General features: G+C 57.6%; 20 protein-coding genes. 16 read left to right on the top strand and 4 right to left on the bottom strand.

The genetic code is table 11. The features are described 5' to 3' along the window. Positions 1 to 14: 14 nt before the first annotated feature. The gene (locus tag HU730_RS04730) at positions 15 to 1529 is read left to right on the top strand and encodes an ABC transporter substrate-binding protein (protein ID WP_054898619.1); all 1515 of its coding nucleotides are present in this window, start codon (positions 15 to 17) and stop codon (positions 1527 to 1529) included. Between the two features lie 134 nt (positions 1530 to 1663). Here the strand turns inward: HU730_RS04730 and HU730_RS04725 are convergent, their stop codons facing one another. The 4 genes from HU730_RS04725 to HU730_RS04710 all read right to left on the bottom strand — a co-directional run bounded on the left by HU730_RS04725 (position 1664) and on the right by HU730_RS04710 (position 5352). Next, on the bottom strand, positions 1664 to 2404 hold the full coding sequence (locus HU730_RS04725; protein WP_014717613.1) for a YciK family oxidoreductase: 741 nt from the start codon (positions 2402 to 2404) through the stop codon (positions 1664 to 1666). A 177-nt stretch (positions 2405 to 2581) separates the two neighbouring features. Further along, on the bottom strand, positions 2582 to 3253 hold the full coding sequence (gene mupP / locus HU730_RS04720) for an N-acetylmuramic acid 6-phosphate phosphatase MupP (protein WP_034135125.1): 672 nt from the start codon (positions 3251 to 3253) through the stop codon (positions 2582 to 2584). A gap of 4 nt (positions 3254 to 3257) precedes the next feature. Next, the gene (gene ubiG / locus HU730_RS04715; RefSeq protein ID WP_003189760.1) at positions 3258 to 3956 is read right to left on the bottom strand and encodes a bifunctional 2-polyprenyl-6-hydroxyphenol methylase/3-demethylubiquinol 3-O-methyltransferase UbiG; all 699 of its coding nucleotides are present in this window, start codon (positions 3954 to 3956) and stop codon (positions 3258 to 3260) included. Between the two features lie 64 nt (positions 3957 to 4020). Beyond that, entirely contained in the window at positions 4021 to 5352 is a 1332-nt protein-coding gene (locus tag HU730_RS04710) for a TRZ/ATZ family hydrolase (protein ID WP_034126684.1), read from the bottom strand. Positions 5353 to 5461: 109 nt separating this feature from the next. On the opposite strand from HU730_RS04710, the gene mtnA reads away from it, so the two are divergent. The 15 genes from mtnA (at position 5462) to HU730_RS04635 (ending at position 25085) form a co-directional block, all read left to right on the top strand. Then, on the top strand, positions 5462 to 6532 hold the full coding sequence (mtnA, locus tag HU730_RS04705; RefSeq protein WP_186526631.1) for an S-methyl-5-thioribose-1-phosphate isomerase: 1071 nt from the start codon (positions 5462 to 5464) through the stop codon (positions 6530 to 6532). Positions 6533 to 6956: 424 nt separating this feature from the next. Then, positions 6957 to 9611: a DNA gyrase subunit A gene (gene gyrA / locus HU730_RS04700; protein WP_186526632.1), complete on the top strand. Its 2655-nt coding sequence runs from the start codon at positions 6957 to 6959 to the stop codon at positions 9609 to 9611. 242 nt (positions 9612 to 9853) lie between these two features. Then, on the top strand, positions 9854 to 10939 hold the full coding sequence (gene serC / locus HU730_RS04695) for a 3-phosphoserine/phosphohydroxythreonine transaminase (RefSeq protein ID WP_034126687.1): 1086 nt from the start codon (positions 9854 to 9856) through the stop codon (positions 10937 to 10939). Then, positions 10939 to 12033: a prephenate dehydratase gene (gene pheA / locus HU730_RS04690; RefSeq protein ID WP_032902668.1), complete on the top strand. Its 1095-nt coding sequence runs from the start codon at positions 10939 to 10941 to the stop codon at positions 12031 to 12033. Before serC ends, pheA begins: the two co-directional genes overlap by 1 nt. Before the next feature lie 9 nt (positions 12034 to 12042). Then, positions 12043 to 13155 (top strand): histidinol-phosphate transaminase, encoded by a 1113-nt coding sequence (gene hisC / locus HU730_RS04685; RefSeq protein WP_186526633.1) that lies wholly within the window; start codon positions 12043 to 12045, stop codon positions 13153 to 13155. A 28-nt stretch (positions 13156 to 13183) separates the two neighbouring features. Beyond that, entirely contained in the window at positions 13184 to 15394 is a 2211-nt protein-coding gene (locus HU730_RS04680) for a bifunctional prephenate dehydrogenase/3-phosphoshikimate 1-carboxyvinyltransferase (RefSeq protein ID WP_249342337.1), read from the top strand. After that, complete coding sequence (gene cmk, locus HU730_RS04675) at positions 15391 to 16080, top strand: (d)CMP kinase (protein WP_003189772.1); 690 nt, start codon at positions 15391 to 15393, stop codon at positions 16078 to 16080. Before HU730_RS04680 ends, cmk begins: the two co-directional genes overlap by 4 nt. A gap of 120 nt (positions 16081 to 16200) precedes the next feature. Further along, a complete protein-coding gene (gene rpsA / locus HU730_RS04670; RefSeq protein ID WP_003189774.1) occupies positions 16201 to 17886 on the top strand; it encodes a 30S ribosomal protein S1 in 1686 nt (561 codons plus the stop codon). Positions 17887 to 18046: 160 nt separating this feature from the next. Further along, entirely contained in the window at positions 18047 to 18331 is a 285-nt protein-coding gene (locus HU730_RS04665) for a lipoprotein (protein ID WP_034126690.1), read from the top strand. Between the two features lie 130 nt (positions 18332 to 18461). Next, complete coding sequence (gene ihfB / locus HU730_RS04660) at positions 18462 to 18758, top strand: integration host factor subunit beta (RefSeq protein ID WP_003189779.1); 297 nt, start codon at positions 18462 to 18464, stop codon at positions 18756 to 18758. 24 nt (positions 18759 to 18782) lie between these two features. Then, on the top strand, positions 18783 to 19013 hold the full coding sequence (locus HU730_RS04655; protein ID WP_034126691.1) for a lipopolysaccharide assembly protein LapA domain-containing protein: 231 nt from the start codon (positions 18783 to 18785) through the stop codon (positions 19011 to 19013). A gap of 337 nt (positions 19014 to 19350) precedes the next feature. Further along, positions 19351 to 20733 carry a Wzz/FepE/Etk N-terminal domain-containing protein gene (locus HU730_RS04650; RefSeq protein ID WP_080757700.1) on the top strand — a complete coding sequence of 461 codons (1383 nt, stop codon included), beginning with the start codon at positions 19351 to 19353 and terminating at the stop codon, positions 20731 to 20733. 502 nt (positions 20734 to 21235) lie between these two features. After that, the gene (wecB, locus tag HU730_RS04645) at positions 21236 to 22372 is read left to right on the top strand and encodes a UDP-N-acetylglucosamine 2-epimerase (non-hydrolyzing) (RefSeq protein ID WP_186526635.1); all 1137 of its coding nucleotides are present in this window, start codon (positions 21236 to 21238) and stop codon (positions 22370 to 22372) included. Positions 22373 to 22374: 2 nt separating this feature from the next. Then, positions 22375 to 23640, top strand: coding sequence for a UDP-N-acetyl-D-mannosamine dehydrogenase (wecC, locus tag HU730_RS04640; protein WP_034126693.1), 1266 nt, complete (start codon positions 22375 to 22377; stop codon positions 23638 to 23640). Continuing rightward, the gene (locus tag HU730_RS04635; protein WP_034126694.1) at positions 23637 to 25085 is read left to right on the top strand and encodes a mannose-1-phosphate guanylyltransferase/mannose-6-phosphate isomerase; all 1449 of its coding nucleotides are present in this window, start codon (positions 23637 to 23639) and stop codon (positions 25083 to 25085) included. Before wecC ends, HU730_RS04635 begins: the two co-directional genes overlap by 4 nt. Positions 25086 to 25103 lie beyond the last annotated feature (18 nt).

The raw sequence follows: 25103 nt of genomic DNA, 5'->3' as shown, positions 1-25103 counted from the left end.
CAAGGAGTTGTGATATGCACTCGCGCCACTTGAAATTGCTCGCCGCCGCTACCCTCACGGCCTGGTCGCTGACCGCCGGCCTGGCCCATGCCGCCGGTGTGCTCACCATCGGCTGCCGTGAAGACAGCACCACTTTCGACCCGATCAAAAGCGCGCAAAACCGCGACACCTGGGTATTCGCCAACGTCTACGACACCCTGGTGCGCGTGGATAACCTGGGCACCAAGATGGAACCGGGCCTCGCCGAAAGCTGGGACATTTCCAAGGATGGCCTGACCTACACCTTCAAGCTGCGCGAGGCGAAGTTCTCTGACGGCTCGCCGATCACTGCCGCCGACGCCGCGTTCAGCCTGCTGCGCATCCGCGACAACAAGGCCTCGTTGTGGAGCGACCCGTTCAGCCTGATCAACACCGCCACGGCCAGCGATGCCAAGACCCTGGTGGTCACCCTGAAAACCCCGGCTGTGGCCTTCCTCTCGCAACTGGCGTCGCCGACGGTGTCGATCCTGTCGGAAAAAGCCATGACCAAGATGGGCGAAGACGCCTACTCGGAAAACCCGGTGACGTCCGGCGCGTTTACCGTGGACGAGTGGCGCAAGGGCGACCGCGTGATCCTGAAGAAAAACCCGAATTTCTGGCAGGCCGGCAGCGTGAGCCTGGACGGCGTGGAATGGGTGTCGGTGACCGATGACAACACGCGCATGCGCATGGTGCAGAACAACGAACTCGACACGGCGATCTTTGTACCGTTCTCCCGCGTGGAAGAGCTGAAGAAAGACCAGAACGTGGTGATCCACGCCGACCCGTCCACCCGTGAAGATCACCTGTTGATCAACCACGAGCACGGCTTGTTGGCGAAGCCGCAAGTGCGCCAGGCCCTGGACATGGCCATCGACAAGCAATCGTTGGTCAAAGCCGTCACTTACGGTCAAGGCACCGTGGCTTATTCCTACATTCCAAAGGGCTCGCTGTACCACTACGCCAACAACCTGCAACGCCCGTACGACCCGGCCGAAGCCAAGAAGCTGCTGGCCGCTGCGGGTGCCCAGGACTTGAAGCTCAACTACGTGGTCAACGCCGGCAACGAGGCCGACGAGCAGATCGCGGTGATCATCAAGGACCAGCTAGCCAAGGTCGGCGTGACCGCCAACCTGCAGAAAGTCGACCCCACCCAAAGCTGGCAGATGCTGGTGGACGGTGAATACGATATTTCGGTGATGTACTGGACCAACGACATCCTCGACCCTGACCAGAAAACCACCTTCGTACTGGGCCACGACACCAACCAGAACTACATGACCCGCTACAAGAACGACCAGGTCAAGGCGTTGGTGGCGGCCGCGCGGATCGAGGCAGACCCGGCCAAGCGTGAGCAAATGTATGTGGAGTTGCAGAAACTGGCCAAGCAGGATGTGAACTGGATTGACCTGTACTACAGCCCGTACATCAACATCTCACGCAAGAACATAAGCAACTTCCTGCAGAACCCGTTGGGACGTTTCACCTTGGAGGAAGTGGTCAAAAACTGAGTTTTTAACTACACCACAAAGCAATGTGGGAGCTGGCTTGCCTGCGATGCAGACACCTCGGTGCTTCAGTTGCACCGCGGTGATGCTATCGCAGGCAAGCCAGCTCCCACCTTTGTTTTGCGGTGTGTCAGGGCTTATTGCGCATCGAAGGCCTGGCCATTGATGCCGGCACTGTCGGGCCCCATCAGGTACAGGTACACCGGCATGATCTCTTCCGGCGCCGGCCTTTCCATCGGGTTTTCCCCTGGGTACGCCTGGGCGCGCATGCTGGTGCGGGTGCCGCCCGGGTTGATGCTGTTGGCGCGCACTGCGGCCACATCTTCCAGCTCATCGGCCAGGGTTTGCATCAGCCCCTCGGTGGCGAACTTGGACACGCCATAGGCACCCCAATAAGCACGGCCCTTGCGCCCGACACTGCTGGAGGTGAACACCACCGACGCGTCCTGGGACAGCTTGAGCAGCGGCAGCAAAGTGCTGGTCAGCATGAACATCGCGTTGACGTTGACGTGCATCACCCGCATGAAGTTCTCGCCGGACAACTGCTCGATGGGCGTGCGCGGGCCGATGATCGAGGCGTTGTGCAACAAGCCGTCGAGGTGGCCGAATGCCTTTTCGATCATCGCTGCCAGCTCATCGTATTGATGGGGCAGGGCGGTCTCCAGGTTGAACGGGATTACCACCGGCTGTGGGTGGCCCGCAGCTTCGATCTCGTCATACACCTGGGCCAGGTTGGCTTCGGTCTTGCCCAGCAACAGCACGGTGGCGCCATGGGCGGCATAGGTTTTTGCCGCTGCCGCACCAATCCCGCGCCCGGCGCCGGTTACCAGGATGATCCGGCCTTTGAGCAGTTCTGGCGGTGCAGAGTAATCAAACATAAATAGCCTCGACAAAATTCAAGGTGATACACCACTTGAAGTGGAATCCATTTCCTGTGGGAGCTGGCTTGGCTGCGATGGCGGACTAACTGCCGCCAGATGTGCTGGCTGGCAGGCCGCTATCGCAGGCAAGCCAGCTCCCACATTGATCTCAGCGTTGTTGAGATCTTCGAACAATCAGCAACTGCACAGCGCGTTATCCAGCACCTTGCGCAATTCCAGCGGGTGATCCACCACCACATCCGCGCCCCAGTGACGTGGGTTGTCATCCGGGTGGATATAGCCATAGGTGACCGCCGCCGTGCGCGTACCGGCGTCGCGGCCGGATTCGATGTCGCGCAGGTCATCGCCCACGAACAGCACGCTGGCCGGGTCCAGGTCGAGCATTTTGCACGCCAGGATCATCGGCTCCGGGTCCGGCTTGCTGTTTTTCACATGGTCCGGGCAGATCAGCACGGCCGAGCGTTCGGCCAGGCCCAGGCGCTGCATGATCGGTTCGGCAAAGCGCACCGGCTTGTTGGTGACCACGCCCCAGATCAGCTTGGCTTTCTCGATGTCTTCCAGCAGTTCGGCCATGCCGTCGAACAGTTTGCTGTGCACCGCGCAGTCCTTGAGGTAGCGCTCCAGGAATTCCTGGCGCAGCTCTTCAAAGCCTGGGGATTCAGGATCCATCGAGAAGGTCACGGCAACCATCGCTCGGGCACCGCCGGAGATTTCATCGCGGATGTGCTGCGGGTTGATCGGTTCCAGGCCTCGGTCGGCGCGCATGGCTTGGCAGATGGCGATAAAGTCCGGCGCGGTATCCAGCAGGGTACCGTCCATGTCGAAGAGAACCGCTCGCAACTTCACAGGCTTACTCCTCGCGCAGGGTCTGGATCATGTAGTTGACGTCAACATCGTTGGCCAGCTTGTAGTGCTTGGTCAGCGGGTTGTAGGTCAGGCCGATGATGTCCTTGACGGTCAGCCCGGCCTGGCGGCTCCACGCACCCAGCTCGGAAGGGCGGATGAATTTCTTGAAATCATGGGTGCCACGCGGCAGCAGCTTCATGATGTATTCGGCGCCGATGATCGCGAACAGGTAAGCCTTGGGGTTGCGATTGATGGTGGAGAAGAACACCTGGCCGCCGGGCTTGACCATACGGAAGCACGCACGGATCACCGAGGACGGGTCTGGCACGTGTTCGAGCATTTCCAGGCAGGTGACCACGTCGAACTGCTCGGGCATTTCTTCGGCCAGGGCTTCGGCGGTGATCTGGCGGTACTCCACGCTCACGCCGGATTCGAGCTGGTGCAACTGGGCCACGGCCAGCGGCGCTTCACCCATGTCGATGCCCATGACGGTGGCGCCGCGCTGGGCCATGGCTTCGCTGAGGATGCCGCCGCCGCAACCGACGTCCAGCACCTTCTTGCCGGCCAGGTTGACGCGCTCGTCAATCCAGTTGACCCGCAGTGGGTTGATATCGTGCAGGGGTTTGAATTCGCTCTCGCGGTCCCACCAGCGGTGAGCCAGGGCTTCAAACTTGGCGATTTCGGCGTGATCGACGTTGCTCATGGTGAATCCTCTGAATCTGATAAGTCGGTGTGTCGCGGCTGAACCCAAGGCTTCAGCCGCGTCGTTATTCGCTGTGCCCGCTGATGCGTTGGCCCCAGGCAATGGCCGTGGCGGTCAACTGTTGTTCATCCATGCGGGTCAATTGCCGGTCGTCGAGCAATGGCTTGCCGGCAACCCAAAGGTGTTTCACGCAATCGCGCCCGGTGGCATATATAAGCTGTGAGACCGGATCGTAGATCGGTTGTTGCGCCAGCCCGGAAAGATCAAAAGCGACGATGTCTGCCGCCTTGCCGACTTCCAGGGAGCCAATCTGGCTGTCCAGGCCCATCGCCCTGGCGCCGTTGAGTGTGGCCATGCGCAAGGCGCGGTGGGCATCCAGCGCAGTGGCCGAGCCGGCCACGGCCTTGGCCAGCATCGCCGCCGTGCGGGTTTCGCCGAGCAAATCCAAGTCATTGTTGCTGGCAGCGCCGTCGGTGCCGATGGCCACGTTGACGCCAGCCTGCCACAAGCGCTCCACCGGGCAAAAGCCGCTGGCCAGTTTCAGGTTCGATTCCGGGCAGTGAATGACGCTGGTGTTGCTTTCTACCAGTAAAGCCAGGTCGTCTTCGCTGATTTGGGTCATGTGCACGGCCTGAAAGCGCGGGCCCAGCAGGCCAAGGCGAGCCAGGCGCGCCAATGGCCGCTCGCCGGTCTGCTCGACGGCTTGCTGCACTTCAAAGGCAGTTTCGTGAACGTGCATATGGATCACGGCGTCCAGCTCTTCGGCGATCACCCGGATCTTTTCCAGGTTGGCATCGCACACGGTGTAGGGCGCGTGGGGGCCGAAGGTGATTTTGATGCGCGGGTGGTGCTTGAGGTCGCCGAACAGCTCGATACCCTGGCGAATCGCCTCGTCGGCACTGCTGGCGCCGGGGATCGGGAAGTCGAGGATCGGCAGTGCGATCTGCGCACGCATACCGCTGTTGTGCACGCAGTCACTGGCGACCTTGGGGTAGAAATACATGTCCGAGAAGCAGGTGATGCCGCCCTTGATCTGCTCGGCAATGGCCAGGTTGGTACCGTCGCGCACGAACGCTTCATCGACCCACTTGGCTTCGGCTGGCCAGATGTGCTTTTCCAGCCAGGTCATCAGTGGCAAATCGTCGGCCAGGCCGCGGAACAGGGTCATGGCTGCATGGCCGTGTGCATTGACCAGGCCGGGGCTGAGCAGCATGCCGGGCAGTTCACGCACCTCTTGCGCCGCCAGCTTCAACGCCGCGTCCCGTGGCCCGATAAAGGCAATGCAGCCATCGCGGATACCCAGGCCGTGCTCCTTGAGCACCACCCCAGCGGGCTCGACGGGTACCAGCCAGGTCGGCAGCAGCAACAAGTCGAGCGGGGCGGCAGTGGAGGTCATCGCAGGCTTCTTCCCAGGCAGCTATAAAAGAAGGGCGAAGTATACCCGAGCGTCCCGGCTGGCGGATCGCTATAATCGGCGGCTTTTGTTCATGAGTGCGGGGTAAGGGATGCGCGACCGACTGTTGGCTGCAGAGAACGTGAAGGCCATCGAATGGCGTGATGGCGCGCTGCACCTGCTCGACCAGCGTGTTTTGCCGTCCCGGGAGCACTGGGTGGCCTGCGGTACCGTTGAAGCGGTGGCTGACGCCATTCGCACCATGGTGGTGCGGGGTGCACCGGCCATCGGCATCTGCGCCGCCTATGGCTTGGTGCTCGCCGCCCGCGAGCGCATCGCCGAGGGCGGTGACTGGCAGGCCGCATGGGAAGAAGACTACGCCTTGCTGGCCCATACCCGACCGACCGCATCGAATTTGTTCTGGGCCTTGCAGCGCATGCGCGACCGCCTGGATCGCCTCAAGCAGGACGCCGACCCGCTGGTGGTGTTGGAGGCCGAAGCCGTCGCGATCCATGAGAGTGATCGGGAAGCCAATGTGGTCATGGCCCAGTTGGGTATGGAGCGGATTCGCAAGCATCAGGGCAATGCCCAGGCGATCCTTACCCATGGCAATGCCGGCGCGTTGGCTTCCGGCGGCGTTGGCACAGCCCTCGGGGTGATTCACGCGGCGTATCTGGAGGGGTTGGTCGAGCAGGTCTATGTCAATGAAACCCGTCCATGGCTGCAAGGCTCGCGTCTGACGGCGTGGGAGTTGGCGGGCCAGGGCATCCCGGTGGCGGTGAATGCCGACTCCGCGGGGGCGCATATCCTCAAGACCAAAGGCGTGACCTGGGTGGTGGTGGGTGCTGACTGTGTTGCGGCCAATGGCGATGTGGTCAGCAAGATCGGCACTTATCAACTGGCCGTCTGTGCCATGCACCATGGCGTGCGCTTTATGGTGGTGGCGTCAAGTTCGACCCTCGATTTGATGATGGCTACGGGGGAGGATGTTGCGCTGGAGCAGCGCGATATGGGTGAGTTGCTTGAGGTTGATGGGCAGCGGTTGGATATCGCGGCGCTTAACCCTGTATTTGATGTGACGCCTGCGGACCTGATTGACGTGATCGTCACCGAAAAAGGCATTGTCGAGCGGCCAGACACTGCCAAACTGGCCAAGTTGATGTGCCGTAAGCGGCTGCATTGAGTGTGTGGGTGCCTGTGGGGGCGCCATCGCAGGCAAGCCAGCTCCCACCTTTAACTGTATTCACAAATCAAAGGTGGGAGCTGGCTTGCCTGCGATCGGCCCTTGAAGTCAACAAAACGTCTGCATTCCACCCTCGCAAAAAAGCACCATCGCGCCTCTGAGCCCCTCTCGTCCCCTTCAAGCCTGTCATCCGTCAAATTACTAGCCTCCATGCGCATCAGGGGGATAGGTGCGTGGCGGCGATTGTGATAACATCCGGCGGTTTCCAGGGCTGCCCCGAGGGGTTGCCTATAACGTGCAGATCCGTGTCATAACTCGTTGATTTGTCGTAAGTCGTTGTCAGGCACCGTGCCGGCAGCGGCGAGCTTCGTTCGTCCCGAATGGATGTGACGAGGTTTCACCCGAAAAAGGAATCAGGCTTCTCATGGGCGAACTGGCCAAAGAAATCCTCCCGGTCAATATCGAAGACGAGCTGAAACAGTCCTACCTCGACTACGCGATGAGCGTAATTGTCGGTCGGGCACTGCCTGATGCGCGCGATGGCTTGAAGCCCGTGCACCGGCGTGTGCTGTTCGCGATGAGCGAGCTGGGTAACGACTGGAACAAGCCGTACAAGAAATCTGCCCGTGTTGTCGGTGACGTGATCGGTAAGTATCACCCTCACGGCGACACTGCGGTGTACGACACCATCGTTCGGATGGCGCAGCCGTTTTCCCTGCGCTACCTGCTGGTAGACGGCCAGGGCAACTTCGGTTCGGTGGACGGCGACAACGCCGCAGCCATGCGATACACCGAAGTGCGCATGACCAAGCTGGCGCACGAGCTGCTGGCCGACCTGCATAAAGAAACCGTGGACTGGGTGCCGAACTACGACGGCACCGAAATGATCCCGGCTGTCATGCCCACCAAGATTCCCAACCTGCTGGTCAACGGTTCCAGCGGTATCGCCGTGGGCATGGCCACCAACATCCCGCCGCACAACCTCGGTGAAGTCATCGACGGTTGCCTGGCCCTTATCGACAACCCTGAGCTGACCGTCGATGAGCTGATGCAATACATCCCCGGCCCGGACTTCCCGACCGCCGCGATCATCAACGGTCGCGCCGGCATCATCGAAGCCTACCGCACTGGCCGCGGGCGCATTTATATGCGTGCCCGCTCGATGATCGAAGACATCGACAAGGTCGGTGGCCGCCAGCAGATCGTCATCACCGAACTCCCTTACCAGCTGAACAAGGCACGCCTGATCGAGAAGATCGCCGAGCTGGTTAAAGAGAAGAAGCTGGAAGGCATCACTGAGCTGCGCGACGAGTCCGACAAGGACGGTATGCGCGTGGTCATCGAGCTGCGCCGCGGCGAAGTGCCCGAGGTGATCCTCAACAACCTCTACGCCCAGACCCAGCTGCAAAGCGTGTTTGGTATCAACGTGGTTGCCCTGATCGACGGCCGCCCGCGCATCCTGAACCTCAAGGACCTGCTGGAAGCCTTCGTGCGTCACCGTCGCGAAGTGGTCACCCGCCGCACCGTGTTCGAACTGCGCAAGGCCCGCGAGCGCGGCCATATCCTGGAAGGCCAGGCGGTTGCGTTGTCGAACATCGACCCGGTGATCGCCCTGATCAAGGCCTCGCCAACCCCGTCGGAAGCCAAGGAAGCGCTGATCAGCACGCCTTGGGAATCCAGCGCCGTGGTCGCAATGGTTGAGCGCGCTGGCGCCGACTCGTGCCGCCCCGAGACCCTGGACCCGCAATACGGTCTGTGTGAAGGCAAGTACTTCCTGTCGCCAGAACAGGCCCAGGCCATCCTGGAACTGCGCCTGCACCGCCTGACTGGCCTGGAGCACGAGAAGCTGCTGGCCGAGTATCAGGAGATCCTCAACCAGATCGGCGAGTTGATCCGCATCCTCAGCAGCGCCGTGCGCCTGATGGAAGTGATCCGCGAAGAACTGGAAGTGATCCGCGCCGAATACGGCGACGTGCGCCGCACCGAAATCCTCGATGCGCGCCTGGACCTGACCCTGGGTGACATGATCCCGGAAGAAGAGCGCGTGGTGACCATCTCCCACGGCGGCTATGCCAAGACCCAGCCGTTGGCGGCCTACCAGGCCCAGCGTCGTGGTGGTAAGGGTAAATCGGCTACCGGCGTGAAGGATGAAGACTACATCGCTCACCTGCTGGTCGCCAACAGCCACACCACGCTGCTGCTGTTCTCCAGCAAGGGCAAGGTGTACTGGCTCAAGACCTACGAGATCCCGGAAGCCTCCCGCGCTGCCCGTGGCCGTCCGTTGGTCAACCTGCTGCCCCTGGACAGTGATGAATACATCACCACCATGCTGCCGGTCGAGGAATACACCGAAGGCCACTTCATCTTCATGGCCACCGCCAAAGGCACCGTGAAGAAGACCCCGTTGGAATCCTTCAGCCGTCAACGCAGCGTGGGCCTGATCGCCCTGGAGCTGGATGAAGGCGACGTGCTGATTTCCGCAGCCATCACTGATGGCGAGCGCGAAGTCATGCTGTTCTCCGACGGCGGCAAGGTCACACGCTTCAAGGAATCCGACGTACGTGCCATGGGCCGTACCGCCCGCGGTGTACGCGGCATGCGCCTGCCGGAAGGGCAGAAGCTGATTTCCATGCTGATCCCGGAAGAAGGCAGCCAGATCCTCACCGCTTCCGAGCGTGGTTATGGCAAGCGTACCGCCATCAGTGAGTTCCCGGAGTACAAGCGTGGCGGCCAGGGCGTGATCGCCATGGTCAGCAACGACCGCAACGGCCGTCTGGTCGGCGCGGTGCAGGTGCTCGATGGCGAGGAGATCATGCTGATTTCCGACCAGGGCACCCTGGTGCGTACCCGTGTGGCGGAAGTGTCGAGCCTGGGCCGTAACACCCAGGGCGTGACCCTGATCAAGCTGGCCAAGGACGAAAAGCTGGTCGGCCTGGAGCGTGTGCAGGAGCCTTCGGAAGTCGAAGGTGAAGAGCTCGAAGGTGAGGAATTTGAAGGCGAGGTGATCGCAGCTGGCGATGACAACGTTGACGAGCCAACCCTCGACGCTGCCGCAGACGAAGAAGAACCGCAGGAGTAAGCGGACACACAGGGGGCGGATGAAGATTCGCCCCCTTGTTGTTTGTCCCGTATGAAATACAGCGCCCTTTGCCTGGACGCGGTCCATGTGGGAGCTGGCTTGCCTGCGATACAGGCGCCTCGGTCATTCAGTGATACCGCGGCGCTGCTATCGCAGGCAAGCCAGCTCCCACAGATGTCCGCTCCAGAACGAGGGCGTTGCTGACATGATTGCAGCCCCACCAGATCAGAGTGAGATTGGATGTGAGCAAGAGAGCCTATAACTTCTGTGCCGGTCCCGCGGCGCTTCCTGAAGCAGTCCTGCAGCGTGCGCAGGGTGAACTCCTCGACTGGCATGGAAAAGGCCTCTCCGTGATGGAAATGAGCCATCGCAGCGATGAGTTTGTGTCCATCGCCACCAAGGCCGAGCAGGATCTGCGCGACTTGCTGGACATCCCCTCCGACTACAAAGTGTTGTTCCTGCAAGGCGGCGCGAGCCAGCAGTTCGCCCAGTTACCGCTGAACCTGCTGCCAGAAGGCGGGACTGCCGACTATATCGACACCGGTATCTGGGGTCAGAAGGCTATCGAAGAAGCCTCGCGCTACGGGCATGTCAATGTGGCAGGCACCGCCAAGCCCTACGACTACTTCGCCATTCCCGGTCAGAACGAGTGGAAGCTGACCAAGGACGCGGCCTACGTTCACTACGTCGCGAACGAAACCATCGGTGGCCTGGAATTTGATTGGGTGCCGCAAGTCGGTGACGTTCCGCTGGTGTGCGACATGTCCTCGGACATCCTCTCGCGCCCGATCGACGTGTCCAAGTACGGCATGATCTACGCCGGCGCGCAGAAGAACATCGGCCCGAGCGGCATCCTGGTCAATATCATCCGCGAAGACCTGCTGGGCCGCGCCCGCTCGGTGTGCCCGACCATGCTCAACTACAAGGTCGCGGCCGATAACGGCTCGATGTACAACACCCCGCCGGCGTTTGCCTGGTACCTGTCGGGCCTGGTGTTCGAATGGCTCAAGGAGCAGGGCGGCGTGGCGGCCATGGGCAAGCTCAACGAAGAGAAGAAGCGCGTCCTGTACGACTTTATCGACGCCAGCGGCCTGTACAGCAACCCGATCAACCTCAGCGACCGCTCGTGGATGAACGTGCCGTTCCGCCTGGCCGACGACCGCCTGGACAAGCCGTTCCTGGCCGGCGCCGACGCGCGCGGCCTGCTGAACCTCAAGGGCCACCGCTCGGTGGGTGGCATGCGCGCCTCCATTTATAACGCCGTTGACATCCACGCCATCAATGCGCTGGTTGCCTACATGGCAGAGTTCGAGAAGGAACACGGCTAATGTCTGAGCAAGAACTCAAGGCCCTGCGCGTACGCATTGACAGTCTGGACGAGAAGGTCCTGGAACTGATCAGTGAGCGCGCGCGCTGCGCCCAGGAAGTGGCCCGGGTGAAAATGGCGTCCCTGGCGGAAGGCGAAGTGCCGGTGTTCTACCGGCCCGAGCGTGAAGCCCAGGTGCTCAAGCGTGTGATGGAGCGCAACAAGGGCCCGTTGGGCAACGAAGAGATGGCGCGGTTGTTCCGTGAAATCATGTCCTCGTGCCTGGCGCTGGAGCAGCCGCTGAAAGTGGCTTACCTCGGCCCTGAAGGCACCTTCACCCAGGCGGCAGCCATGAAGCACTTCGGCCATGCGGTGATCAGCAAGCCGATGGCGGCCATCGACGAAGTCTTCCGTGAAGTCGCGGCCGGTGCGGTGAATTTTGGCGTGGTGCCGGTGGAAAACTCCACCGAAGGCGCGGTCAACCACACGCTGGACAGCTTCCTTGAGCACGACATGGTCATCTGCGGTGAGGTGGAGCTGCGTATCCACCACCACCTGCTGGTGGGTGAAAACACCAAGACCGACAGCATCAGCCGTATCTATTCCCACGCCCAGTCCCTGGCCCAGTGCCGCAAGTGGTTGGACGCCCATTACCCGAATGTAGAGCGCGTTGCGGTGTCCAGTAACGCCGAGGCGGCCAAGCGGGTCAAGGGTGAGTGGAACTCGGCGGCGATTGCCGGCGATATGGCTGCCGGCCTGTACGGCCTGACGCGCCTGGCCGAAAAGATCGAAGATCGCCCGGATAACTCCACGCGCTTTTTGATGATCGGCAGCCAGGAAGTGCCGCCCACCGGCGACGACAAGACCTCGATCATCGTCTCCATGAGCAACAAGCCCGGCGCGCTGCATGAGCTGCTGGTGCCGTTCCACGACAACGGGATTGACCTGACGCGCATCGAGACTCGTCCTTCGCGCAGCGGTAAGTGGACCTACGTATTCTTTATCGACTTCATGGGCCATCACCGCGACCCGCTGGTCAAGGGCGTGCTGGAGAAAATCAGTCAGGAAGCCGTGGCACTCAAGGTGCTGGGCTCTTACCCGAAAGCGGTTTTGTGAGGCTTTGACATGAGTGGCAACTTCCTCGCCCTGGCGCAGCCGGGCGTGCAACAACTCTCGCCTTACGTTCCAGGCAAGCCTGTGGACGAACTGGCCCGCGAGTTGAATCTGGACCCGTCCAAAATCGTCAAGCTGGCGAGTAACGAAAACCCGCTGGGCCCGAGCCCAAAAGTGTTGGCGGCGATTCGTGAAGAGCTGGCCGAACTGACCCGTTATCCCGATGGCAACGGTTTTGCGCTTAAGTCTTTGCTGGCGGACAAGTGCCGGGTCGAGCTCAGCCAGGTGACCCTGGGCAATGGCTCCAACGACATCCTTGAGCTGGTCGCCCGTGCTTACCTGGCGCCAGGCTTGAATGCGGTGTTCAGCGAGCACGCGTTTGCGGTCTACCCGATCGTGACTCAGGCGGTGGGGGCGGATGCTCGCGTGATTCCTGCCAAGGACTGGGGCCATGACTTGCCGGCGATGCTGGCGGCCATCGATGCCCAGACTCGCGTGGTGTTTATCGCCAACCCGAACAACCCGACCGGCACCTGGTTTGACGAGCAGGCACTGAACGAATTCCTGCAGGACGTGCCGGGGCATGTGCTGGTCGTGCTGGACGAAGCCTACATCGAGTACGCCGAAGGCAGCGACCTGCCCGATGGCCTGGATTTCCTCGCGGCCTACCCGAACCTGCTGGTGTCGCGTACGTTCTCCAAGGCTTATGGCCTGGCGTCGTTGCGGGTCGGTTATGGCTTGTCCACCCCCGTGGTCGCCGATGTGCTGAATCGCGTGCGCCAACCGTTCAACGTCAACGGCCTGGCCCTGGCGGCCGCCTGTGCGGCGGTGCAGGATACCGAATACCTGGAAGAAGGCCGTCGCCTCAACGAAAGCGGCATGCTGCAATTGCAGGAAGGTTTTCGTGAGCTGGGCCTGGGCTGGATTCCGTCCAAGGGCAACTTCATCTGCGTCGACCTCGGCCAGGTGGCTGCGCCGGTGTTCCAGGGCTTGCTGCGCGAGGGCGTGATCGTGCGCCCGGTGGCCAACTATGGCATGCCGAACCATCTGCGTATCACCATCGGTTTGCCGGCTGAGAACAGCCGCTTCCTTGAGGCGTTGGCCAAGGTTCTGGCCCGTGGTTGATGTCACTGCATTGCAACCTGCTGTGCCTATGATCGGTCGCCTGGTGGTGGTCGGCCTGGGGTTGATCGGTGGCTCCTTCGCCAAGGGCCTGCGTGAAAGCGGGCTGTGTGGCGAAGTGGTGGGCGTGGACCTCGACCCGCAGTCGCGCAAGTTGGCGGTGGAGTTGGGCGTGGTGGACCGCTGTGAAGCGGACCTGGCCGTTGCGTGCCAGGGCGCGGATGTGATCCAGCTCGCCGTGCCGATCCTTGCCATGGAGAAATTGCTGGCGGTACTGGCTGGTATGGACCTCGGGCAAGCGATTCTTACCGATGTGGGCAGCGCCAAAGGCAACGTGGTGCGTGCTGCACGATTGGCGTTTGGTGGGATGCCGCCGCGCTTTGTGCCGGGCCATCCAATCGCTGGGTCCGAGCAGAGCGGGGTGGAGGCATCCAATGCGCAGCTGTTCCGTCGGCATAAGGTCATCCTGACGCCGCTTGCGCAAACCGATCCCACGGCGTTGGCAGTGGTGGATCGTCTCTGGCGCGAGCTGGGCGCGGATGTGGAGCATATGCAGGTCGAGCGTCACGACGAAGTGTTGGCAGCGACCAGCCACTTGCCGCATCTGTTGGCATTTGGCCTGGTGGATTCGCTGGCCAAGCGCAACGAGAACCTCGAGATTTTCCGCTACGCCGCCGGCGGCTTCCGCGATTTCACGCGGATTGCCGGCAGCGATCCGGTGATGTGGCACGACATCTTCCTCGCCAATCGCGAAGCGGTGTTGCGCACTCTGGACACCTTCCGCAGTGACCTCGACGCCTTGCGCGACGCGGTGGATGCGGGAGACGGCCATCAACTGCTGGGCGTGTTCACCCGTGCGCGGGTGGCGCGTGAACATTTCAGCAAGATCCTCGCGCGCCGGGCCTACATGGAAACCGCAGTGAGCACCGATGATTTGACCTTCATCGCCAGCCCGGGTGGCCGCTTGAGCGGGCGCATCCGCGTGCCGGGTGACAAGTCGATCTCTCATCGCTCGATCATGCTGGGGTCGTTGGCCGAAGGTGTGACCGAGGTGGAGGGCTTCCTTGAGGGTGAAGATGCCCTGGCGACCTTGCAGGCCTTTCGCGACATGGGCGTGGTGATCGAGGGCCCGCACCATGGGCGCGTGACCATTCACGGTGTCGGCCTGCATGGCCTGAAGGCTGCGCCGGGGCCGATCTATGTGGGTAATTCCGGCACATCGATGCGCCTGTTGGCCGGTGTATTGGCGGCGCAGAGCTTTGACAGCGTGCTGACCGGCGATGCCTCGCTGTCCAAGCGCCCGATGAACCGTGTAGCCAAGCCGCTGCGGGAAATGGGCGCGATCATCGAAACCGGGCCGGACGGGCGTCCGCCACTGAGCATTCGTGGTGGGCAGTCGCTCAAAGGCTTGAACTATGTACTGCCCATGGCCAGTGCCCAGGTGAAATCCTGCCTGTTGTTGGCGGGGTTGTACGCTGAGGGTAAAACCTCGGTGACCGAGCCAGCACCGACCCGCGACCATACCGAGCGCATGCTGCGCGGCTTTGGTTACCCGGTGGCGGTGCAGGGCGCGACGGCGTCGCTGGCGTCGGGGCATGGGTTGACCGCTACGCGTATTGAAGTGCCGGGGGATATTTCGTCTTCGGCGTTTTTCCTGGTGGCGGCCTCGATTGCCGAGGGCTCCGAGCTGCTGCTGGAGCATGTCGGTATCAACCCGACCCGCACCGGGGTAATCGATATCCTGCGGCTGATGGGGGCTGATATCGCCCTCGAAAATCAGCGCGAGGTGGGCGGCGAGCCGGTTGCGGATTTACGTGTGCGTGCCGCCGCGCTCAAGGGCATCGAAATTCCAGAGGCCCTGGTGCCGTTGGCGATTGATGAGTTCCCTGTGCTGTTTATTGCCGCAGCCTGCGCTCAAGGCCGCACCGTTTTGCGCGGTGCCGAGGAGCTGCGGCTCAAGGAGTCCGACCGTATCCAGGTGATGGCCGACGGTCTGTTGGCCCTGGGCGTGAAGTGTGAACCCACGCCTGATGGGATTATCATTGACGGTGGCCCGATGGGCGGCGGTGAAGTGCATGCCCATGGCGATCACCGGATTGCCATGGCGTTCAGTGTGGCTTCCCAGCGGGCGATGGCGCCTATTCGTATCCTTGACTGCGCCAATGTTGCTACGTCTTTTCCGAACTTTCTGACACTGTGTGCCCAAGTCGGCATCCGTGTTGCCCAAGAGGCTCAATTGTGAATATCAAAGCACCGGTGATTACCATCGACGGGCCTAGTGGCTCGGGCAAAGGCACAATCGCTGGCATTCTGGCCAAGCGCCTGGGTTGGTGCCTGCTGGATTCTGGCGCGCTGTACCGCCTGCTGGCGTTTGCTGCGCACAACCATGGTGTTGACCTGACCAACGAAGAATTGCTGACGAAGCTTGCCGCCCATCTGGATGTGCAGTTCATTGCGGCGACCGAGGGTCAGTTGCAGCGCATCATTCTGGAAGGTGATGAAGTCAGCGATGTGATTCGCACCGAGAGTATCGGCGCGGGCGCCTCCCAAGTGGCTGCGCTGCCCGCCGTGCGCGAGGCGCTGCTGCAGCGCCAGCGAGCATTCCAGGAGGCGCCGGGCCTGGTGGCCGATGGCCGCGACATGGGCACGGTGGTGTTTCCCGAGGCGCCGCTGAAGATTTTCCTGACCGCCAGCGCCGAGGAGCGGGCACGCCGCCGTTACTTGCAGTTGAAGGGCAAAGTCGATGGTGTTAGTCTGTCGAGTCTGCTAGATGAGATCCGTGCACGCGATGAGCGTGATACCCAGCGTGCGGTAGCCCCGCTCAAACCGGCGGCTGACGCCATACAGCTGGATTCCACGGAGCTGTCCATCGAGCAGGTGCTGGAACGCATCATGAGTGAAATCGCCATTCGCGATATCGCCGGGTGATCAAGAAGGCCGCAGGGGACCAGTCATAGTCCTGCGGTGGCTTCTTTTAACTGAAACTGACCCACACCGTCTGGGGTGTGGAGATGGGCGTATTCTTCGCCCTTATCAACAGGAATTAAAATGAGCGAAAGCTTTGCGGAACTCTTTGAAGAAAGCCTAAAAACCCTGAACCTTCAGGCAGGCTCCATCATCACCGGTGTTATCGTTGATATCGATTACCAAGCTCGCTGGGTAACCGTTCACGCTGGTCTGAAGTCTGAAGCTCTGATCCCGCTGGAACAGTTCTACAACGATGCTGGTGACCTGACTATCAATGTCGGTGACGAAGTTCACGTTGCTCTGGACTCGGTTGAAGACGGTTTCGGTGAAACCAAGCTGTCCCGTGAAAAAGCCAAGCGCGCTGAATGCTGGATTGTTCTCGAAGCAGCCTTCGCAGCTGAAGAAGTGGTCAAGGGCGTTATCAACGGTAAGGTTAAAGGCGGCTTCACTGTCGACGTTAACGGCATCCGTGCGTTCCTGCCAGGTTCTTTGGTCGACGTTCGTCCAGTGCGCGACACCACGCACCTGGAAGGCAAAGAACTCGAATTCAAAGTCATCAAGCTCGACCAGAAGCGCAACAACGTTGTCGTTTCCCGTCGCAGCGTGCTGGAAGCAGAGAACTCCGCCGAGCGTGAAGCTCTGCTGGAATCCCTGCAGGAAGGCCAACAAGTCAAAGGTATCGTCAAGAACCTCACCGATTACGGCGCATTCGTCGATCTGGGTGGCGTCGATGGCCTGCTGCACATTACCGACATGGCTTGGAAGCGTATCAAGCATCCTTCCGAAATCGTCAACGTTGGCGACGAGATCGATGTCAAGGTTCTGAAGTACGATCGTGAGCGTAACCGCGTTTCCCTGGGCTTGAAGCAGCTGGGCGAAGATCCATGGGTTGCTATCAAGGCTCGTTACCCAGAAAGCACTCGCGTAACCGCGCGTGTCACCAACCTGACCGACTACGGCTGCTTCGCAGAGCTGGAAGAAGGCGTGGAAGGCCTGGTACACGTTTCCGAAATGGACTGGACCAACAAGAACATCCACCCTTCGAAAGTCGTACAAGTCGGCGACGAAGTGGAAGTTATGGTTCTGGACATCGACGAAGAGCGTCGTCGTATCTCCCTGGGCATCAAGCAGTGCAAATCTAACCCATGGGAAGATTTCTCTGGCCAGTTCAACAAGGGCGATAAAATCTCCGGCACCATCAAGTCGATCACCGATTTCGGTATCTTCATTGGTCTGGACGGCGGCATCGACGGCCTGGTTCACCTGTCCGACATCTCCTGGAACGAAGTTGGCGAAGAAGCTGTTCGTCGTTTCAAGAAGGGCGACGAGCTGGACACCGTTATCCTGTCGGTTGACCCAGAGCGCGAGCGCATTTCCCTGGGTATCAAGCAACTGGAAAGCGATCCGTTCTCCGAGTACGTTCAAGAGAACGACAAAGGCGCCATCGTTAAAGGCACTGTGAAAGAAGTTGACGCCAAAGGCGCCATCATCGTTCTGGCCGACGATATCGAAGCGACTCTGAAAGCCTCCGAAATCAGCCGTGACCGCGTTGAAGACGCGCGCAACGTTCTGAAAGAAGGCCAGGAAGTAGAAGCCAAGATCATCAGCGTTGACCGCAAGAGCCGCGTGATTCAGCTCTCCATCAAGTCGAAAGACGAAGTGGAAGAGAAAGAAGCTATCCAGAGCCTGAAAGAAGCTGCTCCGGAAGCTGCTGCTGACACCACCATGGCGGCACTGCTGCGCCAGGCAATGGCTAAGCAGAACTAAGTTCTGTAAAGCTGTAGAAAAAGGGCGACCTCGGTCGCCCTTTTTTGTGCCTGAAATTTGATGAAGCAACTGCACCGAACGAAGGTGTTCAGCCCAATGTCAGAACTGACTATAGTTTTAAAAACGGCTATTTCGCGTTGCTGACTCAATAAGGGTTTGAATGAACAGAATTATCGTAGTATTCGCTTTGCTGGCGCTTGCAGGCTGCTCCTCTACCAGTGCCAAGACCCACGCCAAGCGTGGCGTCAGCGGCATCGAGATCGACTGCTCTGGCCTGGGTAACAAGTGGGAAAAATGCGAAAAACGCGCCGCCCGTGAGTGCAAGATGCAGGGCTATAAGGTCATTACCCGCTCCAGTGATGCGGAGGACGAAGAGGGCGACTACCTGTTCGGCTGGAACCCTGCTGGCGCGGTGACGCGGACCATGTTGGTGATCTGTAAGTAAGGGGTTGACCGCTCGCTGAGCGTGTTTATTCAGCCCCACATAAGTTGACACATGGGCTGTTCAAATTCATCAACTCATGCTAAAACCTTCGGAGCGCTTTTCCTAGCTGCTTGAAAAAGAAGGGAAAAATATGACGAAGTCGGAGTTGATCGAACGAATTGTCACCCATCAAGGGCTGCTCTCATCCAAGGATGTGGAGCTGGCTATCAAGACCATGCTTGAGCAAATGTCCCAATGCCTGGCCACCGGAGATCGCATCGAAATCCGCGGCTTCGGCAGCTTCTCCCTGCACTACCGCGCACCGCGCGTAGGCCGCAACCCAAAAACCGGCCAATCCGTCAGCCTTGACGGCAAATTCGTTCCCCACTTCAAACCGGGCAAGGAATTGCGCGATCGGGTGAACGAAGAAGAGGAAGAAGGCGTCTGAGTGTTTTTGGGGAAGGAGAAGGGTATGCGTGGGGTTAAGCGCGTTGTTGCGGTATTGATTGCAGTGCTTGCGGCTTTGGTGGTTCTGGCGTTTGTGCTGGAGAACCAGCAGGGTGTGGCGCTGTCGTTCCTGGGGTGGAGTACTGCGCAGATGCCGGTGGCGGTGTTTGTGGTGGTGGCTTTGATTTTGGGGATGTTGATTGGGCCGGTGTTGGGGGTGGTTGTGCGTAGGCGTCGGGGTAAGGCGGTGGCTTAAGGTTTAAGTCTTGGTTGGCAGTTGTGATGGGGATCAGCGGTGTTGGTGACCGTTTGTCAGAAACCTTATCATGTCGAGCGCTTTGAGCTGCGTAGCGACCTATCCCCCGTTGGTTGCGACAGTTCTCTTGTGAAATTCAGAATCGCCCTACATACATGTCAAGACTTGTAATATGTCGAAGAGATGGCAGAATGGAATCTGTTCTCGATAACAGGCATTTTGTGCGCTCAAAATTTGGCAGAGACGCTGGGTTTTGGCGGTCACCCAATTAGAATAAAAAACGCAATTTTGTCTGCATAACGAGCCCGCAGTTTCTCTTTGAAGGCAGGTTTTTGTTGTGAGTAGTAGCCTCCGTATTCCCCCAGCACCTATATCCGACGGGATCGACCTTGTCGCGATGTTTCAATCTGTTTGGCAGCAAAAAAAGCTGCTGGCTCTGGTGACCTTAAGCTGTGTGCTAATAGCAGCTTCTTATGCTTTCCTCGCGACTCCTGAATATAAAGTCAGTTCTGTGCTGCGGCCGGCTGCCATCAATGAGTTGGATGCGCTCAATCGCTCTGAGATTTATCAGTTGCCACCCTCCGAAGCTCTACTCCGGGTCGGCGCAGCGCTGGATTCTTACGATGCTCGATTGGCTTTCTTTAGGGCCAACCCCAAGTTGTTCGAAAAATTTGTGCGTCCGGGTCAAACGCTTGAGCAAAGTTTTGAAGATTTCAACCGAAACTCTATTCGGTTGATTCTTCCCGAGCCTGAAAAGAAGAATTTGCTGAGCGCTTATGTAAAACTTGAAATGACCTATCCTAAAGGCGTTGATGGGGTCGCTATTCTTAATGGTTTTGTCGATTATGCCATCGCCAGTGAGCGTAAAAAAGTTGCTGCCGACTTGGAGGTAATTGTCAATAACCGTCTTAGCGAGTTGAAGGGTAAGCTTGAAGCCGCTCGCTCGGGTTATGATATTGAAAAAACTGCCAAAATAGCCTCGTTGCAGGAGGCTGACTCATTGAGACTTGCGCAGCTTCAGGATGAGTTAAGGGCGCTTCGTGCCCAGTTGAAAACGCTTCGTAATGATCGAATCGCTCAGTTGAATGAGGCAATTGGTATAGCCAAATCCTTAGGCATCCAAAAACCTACTACACCCTCTTCATTGGGTGAGTCGGGGAGTGCTGTAGCCGGTAGCGTAATGCGAACAGAGATCAATAACCAGCAAACGCCTCTATATTTTATGGGGGTGGATGCGCTAAAGGCAGAGCTCGCTCAGTTAAGAAGTCGGGTGTCGGATGAATTTACTGAGCCGCGTATCGCTCAGATTGCCAAAGAAATTCAGCTATTGGCATCCAATCGAGAAGTTGAGGTGCTGAAAGCTCGGAAAAATGAAGAAATTTTTCTTGCTGGGGTTCAGCCGCTGCGAGCTGAGATGTCTCGACTAAGCAGTCTAAATATTGACATGACCAAGCTGAAGTTGGTGAGTGTCGATCAGCAGGCACTTGAGCCGTTGGCGCCAGCGAGCCCGAATCGGCCGCTGGTGCTTCTGCTTGGCTTGCTCCTGGGCGGGGTGCTTGCGATATGTATTGCGCTCGCCAGGCAGGCAATACAGGGAGGCAAAATTATCGCGCATAACGGAAAGGTTGATTCTATCTCTATTGCTAGTTCTGACCCTCGTGCAGAAGGGGATTTATCCGGTCGGCGTTCACGGAGCGGTAATAGTTTGCTGGCGAAATGATCCGCTATTCGTGAGGCGTTTGGCCTCACTTTTTTATGTGTTAGGGAGCGCTGGCTAGCTGATCACGTCGGACTGAGAGGCGTTGGTTGGGGCTCGGGGTAATGTGTGTGTTCTCTACGTGGGTTTGGGCCTGGCTGGAGGGCACTATCGCTAATAGGCGAATGATCTCATGGGGGTAACCGAGGTCGTTATGGTGTGGGTCAGAGGCTTGGTTGCTCACAGAAAGCCCTTGCGGCGATCGATATAACTGGTTGAGCGCGGGTTTGTCTGAGCTTTGAGGGTAAGGCGGCGGCCAGTTTCCGATGGCTGGAATTGCGAGGGCGTGCGAAATGGGCTTGCTCGAAGAGAGACGTTATGTCGTCAGTACGCTTGTTAATGTTATGCTGCCGAGCAGAAGCGGCCATGGCCTGAACAGTATAACCGGTAGGTTTGGCAGGAACATGCTCAGATCGCCAGTTTCGAGCTTATTCTCTGACTAAATTATGATATGGAATCATCGGTAATGACTTTAAAGATTTTGAGTGTTTTCGGTACGCGACCGGAAGCTATAAAAATGGCTCCCTTAGCTCTGGCGTTGCGCGCAGATGAGCGTTTTGACGCTAAGATCTGCGTCACGGGGCAGCACCGTGAAATGCTGGATCAAGTGTTAGAGTTGTTTAAACTCGAACCTGATTTTGATCTCGCTATTATGAAGAGTGGTCAGGATCTTACTGATGTGACGACTTGCATTCTTCAAGGGATGAAGGAAGTATTTCATAATTATAAGCCTGATATTGTACTGGTGCATGGTGATACTGCAACCACATTTGCAACTACTTTGGCAGCTTACTATAAGCAGATTCCTGTGGGTCATATTGAGGCCGGTCTGCGGACAGGTAATCTTTATTCTCCTTGGCCAGAAGAAGCCAACCGAAAGCTGACGGGAGCCCTGGCATGTCTCCATTTTGCTCCGACCGAAAGATCGCAGCAGAATCTCATCCGTGAAGGGATAGCATCTAGTTCCGTGTACGTGACAGGCAATACCGTTATTGATGCACTACTTGAGGTCGTGCAGAAGCTGGAATCTGATGATCAGCTTAAACAGAAATTTTCAGAGCAATTTTCATTTTTGCGCGACCAGCGCCGCATTATTCTTGTTACTGGCCATCGCCGTGAAAGTTTTGGTGATGGGTTCGAAAGAATATGCAGTTCGCTTGCTTCGATTGCGCATGAATTTGATGATGTTGAAATCGTATATCCTGTTCATCTGAATCCAAACGTTCGTGAGCCTGTCAATCGTTTATTGGCCGGTATCGATAATGTTCACCTTATAGAGCCGTTAGATTACCTTCCGTTCGTCTATCTTATGAATCGTTCGTACTTGATTTTGACGGATTCTGGTGGCGTGCAAGAGGAAGCGCCATCCTTGGGTAAGCCTGTCTTGGTCATGCGCGATACGACTGAGCGACCCGAGGCAGTTGAAGCGGGCACAGTCAGGTTGGTTGGGACCAATAGAGAGGAAATAACTCATCATCTGCGTGAACTTCTCTTGAATAAAAACGCCTATCAGGAAATGAGTTTTGCTCATAATCCTTATGGTGATGGTAACGCTTGCGCGCGTATTATCACGGCTCTTGCCAATTTTGATATTAAGGTTTAAATATGGGTTTTTCCACAGTTTCTGTCATCGGTTTGGGTTATATTGGTCTGCCAACCGCCGCCGTTTTTGCTGCGCGTAAGGTGAAAGTTGTTGGTGTTGATGTTAATCAGAAGGCTGTCGATACTATTAATGACGGAAAAATCCATATTGTTGAACCTGATTTAGATATAGTTGTACATGCCGCCGTGACTGAAGGTTATCTCCGCGCTAGTACTAGCCCTGAGCCGGCCGATGCTTTTTTAATAGCTGTGCCTACTCCTTTCAAGGATGATCACGCTCCGGATCTTTCCTATATTGAATCCGCAAGTAAGTCTATTGCACCTGTTCTTAAAAGCGGGGACTTGGTCATTCTCGAGTCCACTTCGCCTGTCGGTGCAACTGAAAAGATGGCTTTATGGTTGGCGGAAGCTCGTCCCGACTTGACGTTTCCTCAAACTCATGGCGAAGCATCCGATATTCGTATCGCGCACTGTCCGGAGCGGGTGCTTCCTGGTCATGTGTTACGTGAGTTGGTACAAAATGATCGTGTCATTGGTGGGATGACTCCCAAGTGCTCTGATGCCGCAGCACGATTGTATAAGTTGTTCGTGGAGGGCGAATGTATCATAACAAACGCTCGAACTGCAGAGATGTGCAAGTTGACTGAGAATAGCTTTCGCGACGTTAATATCGCGTTTGCCAATGAATTGTCTATGATATGCGATAAGTTTGATGTTGATGTATGGGAGCTTATAAAGCTTGCCAATCGACATCCTCGTGTCAATATCTTGCAGCCGGGGCCTGGTGTCGGTGGGCACTGTATCGCTGTTGATCCTTGGTTCATTGTAAGTCAGGCAGAAGGCCAGGCCAGGTTGATCAAGACTGCGCGGGAGGTTAATGATTCGAAACCTCAGTGGGTTATGAACAAGGTCGACGCTGCGGTGGCTGATCATCTTTCGCTTCATTCAGAGAAGTCTGAGAAAGACGTCGTCATTGCTTGCTTCGGTCTCGCATTCAAGCCCGATATTGATGATCTGCGCGAAAGCCCGGCTCTGGAAATTACTCGCAATATTTCAAGTCGTCACGCGGGGAAAATTTTAGTCGTGGAGCCTAATATTCTTTCTTTACCTGGCTCGCTCAAAAATGCTGAACTCTGCACAGCAGAAGAAGCGATTTCTCGTGCTGATGTTCTATTGTTACTAGTAGATCACAAACCATTTAAATCTATTCCCGCATCGGCTCTTCAAGGCCGCCAGATTGTTGATACACGTGGAATTTGGCTGGTATGAAGATACTACCCGTTATTATGTCAGGGGGGGCGGGAACCCGACTTTGGCCTCTTAGTCGAACTCTCTACCCAAAGCAGTTTTTGGCTATTTCAGGTCGGGAAACTTTGTTTCAGCAGGCTGTTGATCGAGTTTTGAAGGTAGGTGGGCAAGGTGTCGAGGTGCTGCAGCCTTGCATCGTTGCGAATGATGAGCACCGCTTCCTTTGCCTAGATCAGATCCGGGAAATGAATGTTTCTAAAGCTGTTGTCATTCTTGAGCCGGTAGGACGCAATACAGCCCCTGCGCTTACGTTGGCGGCGCTCTATGCACGCGATGAAGTTGGGATGGAGGTTGACCCCGTCCTGGTTGTGGTCCCGGCCGACCAAATGATTCTTGATATTCAAGCCTTTACTGATACGGTCAGTAAAGCTGTAGACGTTGCAAAAGACGGCAGCATTGTAATCTTGGGCATCAAGCCTGATCGCCCTGAAACGGGTTATGGTTATATCCATTCTGCAGACCCCTCTGCCGTCAAGAGGGTGGATTCGTTTGTTGAAAAGCCTGGGCGGTCAACTGCAGAAAAATACTTGGAAGATGGAAGCTATTTCTGGAATAGCGGTATTTTCGTGCTGCGTGCGTCAATCTGGTTGAAAGCACTGAGCGCGTTCAGAAGAGACATCTTCGATGCCACTGAAGCCGCCTGGAAGGGCCGGGCCCAGGATAACGGGTTTATACGACCACAACTGGACGCGTTTTCCCTGATACCGCCAGAGTCGATTGACTATGCTGTGATCGAGCATTGTGCGAAAACGCCGTCAGCCGGCCTGACGTTGAAAATGCTGACGATGGACGCCGGTTGGTCCGACCTGGGGGCATGGGATGCTGTTTGGCGTTCGAGTGAGAAGGACGAAAAACAGAACGCTACCCATGGGGATGTAATATTAGATTCCAGTTCTAATACATTGGTTTACGCCTCTCACCGTTTAGTAACGGCCGTGGGGCTTGAAAATATCGTTATCGTCGAAACGCCTGATGCTGTGTTAGTCGCGGATAAAGACCGCAGTCAGGGCGTGAAGGCCATTGTCGAAGCGTTGAATGTCAAGGTCAGGCCAGAGTCAAAGCTCCATCGCCGCGTTCATCGACCCTGGGGCTGGTACGACAGCATAGATTCCGGCTCGCGCTTTCAGGTGAAGCGTATATTGGTGAAGCCGAAAGCAACGCTAAGTTTGCAGAAGCATTACCATCGGGCGGAGCATTGGATTGTTGTGTCTGGCACCGCAGAGGTGACCTGTGAAGATCGTGTTTTTCAGTTGAATGAAAATCAGAGTACTTATATCCCTATTGGCCATGTTCATCGCCTTTCCAATCCCGGCACTATTCCTCTTGAGATCATAGAAGTGCAGTCAGGAACGTATTTGGGCGAAGATGATATCGTTCGATTTGACGATACTTATGGACGTGTTTAGGGTTTAAATTTTTAGGAG

Origin of the sequence: Pseudomonas sp. SWRI22 (assembly GCF_014268395.2) — a bacterium.
Taxonomy (GTDB): domain Bacteria; phylum Pseudomonadota; class Gammaproteobacteria; order Pseudomonadales; family Pseudomonadaceae; genus Aquipseudomonas; species Aquipseudomonas paracarnis.
The sequence above is the reverse complement of the archived record's forward strand: the minus strand, read 5'-3'. Positions and strand labels throughout refer to the sequence as shown.